This is a genomic window from Candidatus Poriferisodalis multihospitum, assembly GCF_028283155.1.
Classification (GTDB): domain Bacteria; phylum Actinomycetota; class Acidimicrobiia; order Acidimicrobiales; family Poriferisodalaceae; genus Poriferisodalis; species Poriferisodalis multihospitum.
Genome location: NZ_JAPYOK010000081.1, coordinates 1 through 2,423, shown reverse-complemented (window position 1 = coordinate 2,423; position 2,423 = coordinate 1). Strand labels below are relative to the sequence as shown.

The 2,423-nt window shown below is 67.1% G+C and carries 2 protein-coding genes; both read right to left on the bottom strand.

Going from position 1 to position 2,423, the window contains the following annotated elements; genetic code table 11:
* Positions 1-276: hypothetical protein (locus VI480_RS07735; protein ID WP_323672251.1), on the bottom strand; the 276-nt coding region annotated here is incomplete at its 3' end.
* 229 nt (positions 277-505) lie between these two features.
* Positions 506-2,122: an alpha-amylase family glycosyl hydrolase gene (locus tag VI480_RS07730; protein ID WP_323672250.1), complete on the bottom strand. Its 1,617-nt coding sequence runs from the start codon at positions 2,120-2,122 to the stop codon at positions 506-508.
* Positions 2,123-2,423: the final 301 nt, after the last annotated feature.

The following is a 2,423-nucleotide window of genomic DNA, read 5'->3' as shown; positions in this document are numbered from 1 at the left end:
GGCGAAGTGGTCGAGCGCATCTCGCAGCGCACCGGCTTCCTCGTCGCTGGACTCGGGACCGAAGACGGTCACCTTGGTGCCCGACAGGTCCATCATGTCGTCGTCGGCCATGTCGTCCGACATGTCGTCGGCCATGTCGTCGTCGGCCATGTCCTCCGACATGTCGTCTGCCGCGGCTGGTGCCGTAGTCGGTGTCGCTGCGTCATCGTCGTCGTCACTGCCGCAGGCTGCAGCTACCAGCGCGAAGGCGAAGAGCACGCCGAGCAGCTGAGTCAAGCGACGCCCTCGGCGGGTGCGCTGATGGGATGGGTGTGTCATTGGGTGTTTCCTCCCTGAGAGACGCGGTGCCACAGCGCTGCCAAGAGTTGGCAGGCACGCCGTGCGACCTGAAGACGGTCGCCGCTGGCTGGTCGTCTCGGTGATATGCCTGACAACGCAGGCTAACGAGCAGCGATGGGGCGCTCTCCGTTTCACAGTGTGACAGTCGCGTGACGAGCGCGGCCGTCTAGTTCGTGCGGCAGACGATGGCGCTGCGAGGTGCCAAGCGCACCTGTGCCGGCAGGGGCGCAGAGGCACCGCAGGTCGAAGCCGGTGTCTCGTACATCAGCTCGCTGCCGGCGGGAAGCTGCACCGTGGTTTCGGTATCGGCGGTGTTCGCTGATGCCACCACCGACCCACGCCGCAGCACGATGACCGCTCCGTCACCGTCGCGTCCCCAGTCCGCTGCCTCGCCAGCCAAGCCCTCCGTCTCGAACAGCCGTCGCCGAACCGCCAGCAGCCGCCGGTGGCTGTTCAGGTATGAGGCTTCGTCGTCCTCCTGTGCCGCGGCAGTGTGCTCCGTCGGCCGCGGCTCGCTCAGCAGCCAGGGCTCCACGGCGGAGAAGCCGTTGAACGGCCCCGGCATCCACGGCATCGGCGTGCGACACCCATCGCGGCCAGCAGCCACGTCGCTGTCGGGCCCCACCGGGTCGAGCTTCGATTCCGGCGCCACATGCCCGTCTCCGAGTCCAAGCTCCTCGCCTTGGTACAGCACCGGCACGCCGGGCGCGAATGCGAACAGCACGTTCATGGCCAAGGTGCGCTCCCGCCCCGCTTCGCCGCCGCCGAAACGTGTCGGTGCCCGAGGCATGTCGTGGCTGCCCGCCGCCCACAGCAGCCGGTCCGCTAGGTCGCCGGGCCCGCTCAGCACCTCCCACAGCGTGTCGGCGCTCCACTCGATGTGCATGGGCGCGAACCAGTAGCCGCCGTGCATGCCATCGGGGGGCAGGAGCGCATCCATGCCTCGCGGATCCAGGTGATACGTCTCGCCGTGCAGGAAGGCGCCGTAGCGGTCGCAGATGGCGCGCCAGCGCCGGAAAACCTCTTGGCTCTCGGGCTGGAAGACATCGTGGAGGTGTTCGAAGCAGTCCCATTGCTCCCAGCGCGAGGCACCGGGCGGGATGGGCTGCAACTGCGGGTTGGAGCGAAGCAGGGCGTCTTTCACGAGGCCGCCCGCCACGTCCACCCGGAAGCCGCTCACGCCGCGGTCGAGCCAGAAACGCAGGATGCCCTCCCATTCGTCCCCGACCGCAGGATTGCGCCAGTTCAGATCCGGCTGCGAGGGCAGGAACAGGTGCAGGTAGTACTGGCCCGAATCGGGATCCAGCGTCCACGCCGGGCCGCCGAAATAGCCCACCCAGTTGTTGGGCGGGCCGCCGCCAGGCGGCGGGTCGCGCCAGATGTAGTAATCGCGATAGCGCTCACGGTCCGCGGCGCCCGAGTTGCCGAGTGCCGCCTGAAACCAGCGATGGCTGCTGCTGCTGTGGTTCGGCACCAGATCGGTGACGATGCGGATGCCGCGGTCATGCGCCTCGGCCACCAGCCGGTCGAACGTGTCGAGGTCGCCGAAGAGCGGGTCCACGTCGCAGTAATCGGCGACGTCGTAGCCCCAGTCGTCTCCGGGCGTGGGATAGAAAGGCGTGATCCAGACGAAATCCACGCCGAGGTCGCTGAGGTAGCCGAGCTTCGATCTGATGCCTTCCAGATCCCCCACGCCGTCGTCGTTCGAGTCGGCAAAGGAGCGGATGTAGATCTGGTAGCCGGCGGCGCCTGCCCACCACTGCTCGGAACTGCTGCTGATCACGATGGAGTTCTAGTTCAACCGCACAACCCAAAAACCGGCCCGCCGGAGCGGGCCGGTCCTTGGTCTGTCAGTTTGGGTTGTGTGATGTGCGGCTCGGAGTTCACACCCCGAGCAGCGAACACACGGCTTGTCTAGCACAGCGCAACGAATAGTGTCAACTGTCCGAGCGCAGCCGCGCGGAAACGCTCTCCGCAGGTGCACCGGCCCCATCGTCGTGCACACGCTGCACCCATGATGATCGGCCCGCCATCATGAGACCGGTCAGCGAACAGAAAGGCGCCCGTCATGCCACAACCTCCCA